7 protein-coding genes are annotated in these 5,466 nt (G+C 74.6%); 6 read left to right on the plus strand and 1 reads right to left on the minus strand.

The features are described 5' to 3' along the window. The coding region (locus IEZ31_RS24640; protein WP_229835809.1) for an acyl-CoA dehydrogenase family protein at positions 1–719 on the minus strand (719 nt) is incomplete at its 3' end. A gap of 107 nt (positions 720–826) precedes the next feature. On the opposite strand from IEZ31_RS24640, the gene IEZ31_RS24645 reads away from it, so the two are divergent. The 6 genes from IEZ31_RS24645 to IEZ31_RS24670 are packed head-to-tail and all read left to right on the plus strand — an operon-like array spanning position 827 to position 5,353. Then, the gene (locus IEZ31_RS24645; RefSeq protein WP_190252332.1) at positions 827–1,753 is read left to right on the plus strand and encodes a nuclear transport factor 2 family protein; all 927 of its coding nucleotides are present in this window, start codon (positions 827–829) and stop codon (positions 1,751–1,753) included. Next, positions 1,750–2,487, plus strand: coding sequence for a nitroreductase family protein (locus tag IEZ31_RS24650; protein ID WP_190252333.1), 738 nt, complete (start codon positions 1,750–1,752; stop codon positions 2,485–2,487). Before IEZ31_RS24645 ends, IEZ31_RS24650 begins: the two co-directional genes overlap by 4 nt. Next, on the plus strand, positions 2,484–3,185 hold the full coding sequence (locus IEZ31_RS24655; RefSeq protein WP_190252334.1) for a nitroreductase family protein: 702 nt from the start codon (positions 2,484–2,486) through the stop codon (positions 3,183–3,185). Before IEZ31_RS24650 ends, IEZ31_RS24655 begins: the two co-directional genes overlap by 4 nt. Then, a complete protein-coding gene (locus IEZ31_RS24660; RefSeq protein ID WP_190252335.1) occupies positions 3,182–4,138 on the plus strand; it encodes a zinc-binding dehydrogenase in 957 nt (318 codons plus the stop codon). Before IEZ31_RS24655 ends, IEZ31_RS24660 begins: the two co-directional genes overlap by 4 nt. After that, complete coding sequence (locus tag IEZ31_RS24665; RefSeq protein ID WP_190252336.1) at positions 4,135–4,878, plus strand: enoyl-CoA hydratase/isomerase family protein; 744 nt, start codon at positions 4,135–4,137, stop codon at positions 4,876–4,878. Before IEZ31_RS24660 ends, IEZ31_RS24665 begins: the two co-directional genes overlap by 4 nt. A gap of 1 nt (position 4,879) precedes the next feature. After that, entirely contained in the window at positions 4,880–5,353 is a 474-nt protein-coding gene (locus tag IEZ31_RS24670) for a MaoC family dehydratase (RefSeq protein ID WP_190252337.1), read from the plus strand. Positions 5,354–5,466: the final 113 nt, after the last annotated feature.

Here is a 5,466-nt window from a genome sequence, read left to right on the forward strand (position 1 = left end):
GTCACGCGCGTGTGGTCGAGCGTGCGCATCGCCGTGCCGAAGCCGGTGCCGGGCTCGCCGATGATCCGGTTCGCCGGGATGCGCACGTTGTCGAAGTACACCTCGCGGGTCGGGGAGCCCTTGATGCCGAGCTTCTTCTCGGGTGCGCCGAAGCTGACCCCCGGGTCGGAGCGCTCGACCACGAACGCCGAGATGCCGCGGGCGCGGGCGCCGGGCTCGGTGACGGCGAAGACCGTGTAGTACTCGCTCACGCCCGCGTTGGAGATCCAGCGCTTCACGCCGTCGAGGACCCAGGCGTCGCCGTCGAGGACCGCGCGGGTCGTCATGCTCGCCGCGTCGCTGCCGGCGTCGGGCTCGGACAGGCAGTACGAGAACATCGCCTCGCCGCGGGCCACCGGGGGCAGGTAGCGCTGCTTGAGCTCCTCGGACGCCGCCAGCAGCAGGGGCATGGTGCCGAGCTTGTTGCCGGCCGGGATCAGCGAGGACGAGGCGCAGGCGCGGGCGACCTCCTCGATGACGATGACCGTCGCGAGCGCGTCGGCGCCGGCGCCGCCGTACTCGACCGGGACGTGCGGGGCGTGGAAGTCGGCGGCGCGCAGCGCGTCGTAGGAGGCCTGCGGGAACTCGGCGTGCTCGTCGGCGGCGGCCGCGTTGGGCGCGACCTTGCCGTCGCACACTGCCCGGACGGCCTCGCGGATCTCATCGTAGGCGGAAGACACGCCCGGACGATACCAGCCGGTCGGAATGTCACGCCATCTTGAGAACGCCCAGGTGACGTGATAGATACCTTCCAGTCGGTATGTGCGAGAACCCGCGGGAGGCGCGCGTGACCCGAGCCGTCCGGGCCGGCCTGGACTTCATCACCGCCCTCGACCGGGGGAGCCTCGGCGGTCTCGCCAGGCTGTGCGCGCCCGGCGCGACCTGGTGGGTCGACAGCGGGCCCGACCGCCGCGGGGGAGACCCCCGGGCGCAGGGCAGCGGCCGCTTCCCGCTGCACGGCGTCATGCGCATGGACGACAAGCTGGCGCTCATGCGCGAGCTCGGCCCGGCCGCGTTCCCGACCGGCTGCCGGCAGATCCCGCGCCGCGTCGTCGCCGGCGACGACGCCTGCGTCATCGAGGTCGAGGGCCACGGCGTGCACGCCTCCGGCCGGGTCTACGCCAACCGCTACGGGTTCGTCTTCGACGTCGACGCGGCCGGCGCGATCGAGTCGGTGCGCGAGTACCTCGACACCATCCACGCCCAGCAGGTCGTCGGCGACGGAGCGCCCATCCCGGGCAGCACCACGGAGCACCCCGAACCGGCGCACCGGGACGCACCGGCGGCGGTCACCACCATGTGGGCCGCCCTCGCGGCCGGGGACCTCGACGCGTTCGGCGCGCTCTTCACCGACGACGCCACCTGGTGGACCGACACGGGCCCGGACCGCGACCGCGGCCGGCTCCACCGTCGAGGCGACATCGCGGCCAGCCCGTTCCACGGCGTCGTGCCCATCGCCGACAAGCTCGCCGCCATGCGCGCCCGCATCGCCGGCGGCGCCTACAGATCCGCCGCCGTCACCGTCACCCCGCAGCGCTGGATCGCCGACGACACGCTCGTGGCCGTCGAGGCGACCGGCGAGGCCATGGTGGGCAACGGCCGGTACCAGAACCGCTACCTGTGGGTCCTCGACGTGCGCCCCGGCGGCATCGCCGCCGTCCGGGAGTACTGCGACACCCTGCACATCGCCGACCTGATGGGGTACCCGACGTGAAGCCGTTCACGGACCTCAACCACGTGCTCACCACGACCCGCTCGGTGCGGCTGCGCCTCGACTACGACCGCCCCGTCCCGCTCGGCCTCGTCGGCGAGTGCCTCCAGCTCGCGCTCCAGGCGCCCACCGGCGGCGCCGCCGAGGACTGGCGCTGGCTCGTCGTCGGCGACCCGGGGACGAAGGCCGCGCTCGCCGAGCTCTATCTCGCCGCGTACGTCGAGTACGTCCAGAAGCCGCTGCAGGACCCCGACAGCCCGATCGTCCGCGGCCGGCTCGGCGGCCGCAACGCGGACGGCAGCGTCAGCGAGCGCACGGCCCGCATCCTCGGCGGCGCCGAGCATCTCGCGTACAACATCGGCCGCGCGCCGTACCTGCTGATCCCGTGCGCGACCCGGCCCAACCCGGCCACGGGCGGCGCCGGCACGAACTCGGCCGTCTACGGCTCGCTGTACCCGGCGATCTGGCAGTTCAACCTGGCGCTGCGGGCCCGCGGCCTCGGCACCGTCATCACGACGCTGCACCTGCACCACGCCGCGGCCGCCGCCGAGCTGCTCGGCATCCCCGACCACGCGCTGCAGATCACCATGCTGCCGGTCGCCTACACCCAGGGCACCGACTTCCGGGTCGCCGCCCGCAAGCCCGTCAACGCCGTCGCCTACCTCGACCGCTGGGGCGAGCCGCTGCCGTACGACGACAAGCCCGTCGACCGGCTCACCGGAGAGGAGTACGCATGAGCACCGCCGTGATCCGGGACATCGACGAGGTCCTCACGACGACCCGCGCCGTGCGCAACCGCATGGACTTCGACCGGCCGGTGAGCCGGGCCGTCGTCGAGGAGTGCCTGCGCCTGGCCCAGCAGGCGCCGATGGGCTCGAACCTGGAGGACTGGCGGATCGTCGCCGTCGACGACCCGGCGCTGAAGGGGAAGCTGGCCGAGCTGTACACCGAGGTCTGGTACCAGACCGTCGAGGGACCGCTCGCGAGCGGCGAGGCCGCGACCACCACCCGGCTGTCGCCGTCGGTCCGCCCGGACCCCGTGGCGCAGGCGCGGCAGGCCCGGATCCTGAAGGCGGTCAAGTACCTCGTCGACCACCTCGAGGAGGTGCCGGTCCTGGTCGTGCTGTGCAGCACCAAGCCGATCCCGGAGCACCCCGTCGGCGGCACCGCGTCGGGCTACTACGGCTCGATCTTCCCGTTCGCCTGGTCGTTCCAGCTCGCGCTGCGCTCCCGCGGCCTCGGCTCGGTGATGGCCACCGCCCTCGCCCACAAGGCCCGCAAGGTCCAGGCCGCGCTCGGCCTGCCCGACGACTGGCGGCCCGTCACGCTGCTGCCGGTCGCGTACACCAAGGGCCTCGAGTTCCGCCCCGCCGCCCGCGCCGACCTGTCCGAGGTCGCCTTCTGGAACGGCCACACCGAACGGGCCGCCCGGTGAGGGCCGCCTACTTCGTCGAACCGGACGCGGACAGGCCCGCCGAGGCCATCCGCGTCGGCGACATCGACCCGGCGGAGCCGCCACCGGGCTGGGTCGAGGTCGACGTCCGCGCCGGCGCCCTCAACATGCACGACATCTGGGCCCTGCGCGGCGCCACGAGGGGCGCGGGAACCCGCCCGCACGTCATCGGCAGCGACGCCGCCGGCAGCTGCGAGGGGCGCGACGTCGTCGTGTACCCGGTGGTCCCGAGGGAGCCGGACGGCAAGGTCGTCGAACACGCGACCCTGCTGCCCGACGCCGGCCACGGCGTCCTCGCCGAGCGCGTCGCCGTGCCGGCCGGCCACCTGGTGCCCAAGCCGGGCCACCTGAGCTGGTCCGAGGCGGCGTGCCTGCCGACCGCGTGGCTCACGGCGTACCGCATGCTGTTCACCAAGGCGCGCGTCGAACCCGGCCACGTCGTGCTCGTCCAGGGCGCCGGCGGCGGCGTCGCCACCGCCGCGATCGGCCTCGCCACGGCGGCCGGCGCCACCGTGGTCGTCACCTCCCGCTCGCCCGAGAAGCGGGAGCGCGCCCTCGCCCTCGGCGCCGCCGCCGCGATCGACAGCGGCGCGCGCGTCCCCCAGCTCGCCGACGTCGTCGTCGAGACCGTCGGCCCGGCCACCTTCGAGCACTCGACCCGCTCCACGCGGGCCGGCGGCACGATCGTCGTCTGCGGCGGCACCAGCGGCTTCGCCGCGCAGCTCGACCTGGCCCGGCTGTTCGCCCGGGAGATCACCGTGCACGGCTCGACCATGGGCACGCTCGCCGAGTTCGAGGCGCTCGTCGCGTTCGTCGCCGCGCACCGCGTCCGGCCCGCCGTCGACAGCACCGCCGACCTCGCCGGCGTGGGCGCGCAGGCCGCCCGGATGCTCGCCGGGACCGCGTTCGGCAAGCTCTGCGTGAGCCTGTCGTGAGCCCGGTCGCCGTCACCCGGCGCGGTCCGGCACTCTGGGCCCGCATCGATCGCAGCGGTACCGGGAACGCCTGCGACTCCGCCGTGATGGCCGGGCTGGAGGCGTGGCTGGCGACGACCGACCCGGACGTGCGGGTCCTGGTGCTCACCGGCAGCGGCCGCAGCTTCTGCGCCGGCGCCGACCTCACCGAGGCGACCAGCCTCCTCGGCGACCAGCCGGCCCTGCGGGCGTTCCTCGACCGGGGCCGCCGCCTCGTGCGGGCCGTCCGCGCGGCGCCGGTGCCGACGATCGCCGCGGTCAACGGGGCCGCGTTCGGCGGCGGCCTGGAGCTGCTGCTCGCCTGCGACATCGCGGTCGCCGCCGGCACCGCCCGCATCGGCGACCGGCACATCGCCGTCGGCCAGGTCCCCGGCTGGGGCTCCAGCGTCCTGCTGCCCCAGGCCGTCGGCCCCGCCGCCGCCCGCCGGCTGCTCATCGCCGGCGAGACCTGGACCGCGGCCGAGGCCGCCGGGCACGGGCTGGTCAGCGAGGTCGTCCCCGCCGAGGCGCTGGAGGCCCACGTCGACGCCCTCGCGGCCCGCATCGCCGCGCTCGACCCGGCCGCCGTCCGGCGGATGCTGCGGGTCGCCCGGCCGCCCGTGGACGAGGCGGCCTGGGACCGCGAATGGGACACCCTGACCGAGCACATCGCGGCCCAAGCCGCCGGACCAGCCGCCAGACCAGCCGCCAGATCGGAGTGACATGCGACCCGCACGCAAGACCGTGGTGCCCGCCCCGCGCGACCTGACCGCCCTCGTCGGGCAGGAGCTCGGCGCCAGCGAGGCCCAGGTCGTCGGTCAGGAGCAGGTGAACCTGTTCGCCGACGTGACCGGCGACCACCAGTGGATCCACGTCGACGTCGAGCGGGCGCGGTCCGGGCCGTTCGGCACGACCATCGTCCACGGCTTCCTCACCCTGGCCCTGGTCCCGCGCCTGCTCGCCGACATCCTCGAGGTGGAGTCGTACTCCATGGGCGTCAACTACGGCCTGGACCGCGTCCGGTTCGTCAAGCCGCTGCCGCCGGGCACCCCCGTCCAGGGCGTCGCCACGCTCGTCGCGGCCGGCCCGCTCAAGGACGCCGACGGCGTGCAGGCCAAGGCGTCGGTCGTGGTCGAGTTCGCCGAGACGGGCGAGCCCTGCTGCGCCGCCGAAATCCTGTTCCGCTACTACACCTAACCCCCCGCGCCCCCCCCGCCCCCCGCCCCCCTCTCTGCGTCGATCTTGCAGTTGTGGTGCCTGACAAACCCGGACATCGTGGGAGTGTCGCGGCACCACAACTGCAAGATCGA

Source organism: Dactylosporangium sucinum (assembly GCF_014647515.1).
GTDB classification, from domain to species: Bacteria; Actinomycetota; Actinomycetes; order Mycobacteriales; family Micromonosporaceae; genus Dactylosporangium; species Dactylosporangium sucinum.

Bases quoted from the DNA above. Each gene is read 5' to 3' on its own strand.
- IEZ31_RS24655 (WP_190252334.1), top strand. From the start codon at position 2,484: ATGAGCACCGCCGTGATCCGGGACATCGACGAGGTCCTCACGACGACC.
- IEZ31_RS24670 (WP_190252337.1), top strand. From the start codon at position 4,880: ATGCGACCCGCACGCAAGACCGTGGTGCCCGCCCCGCGCGACCTGACC.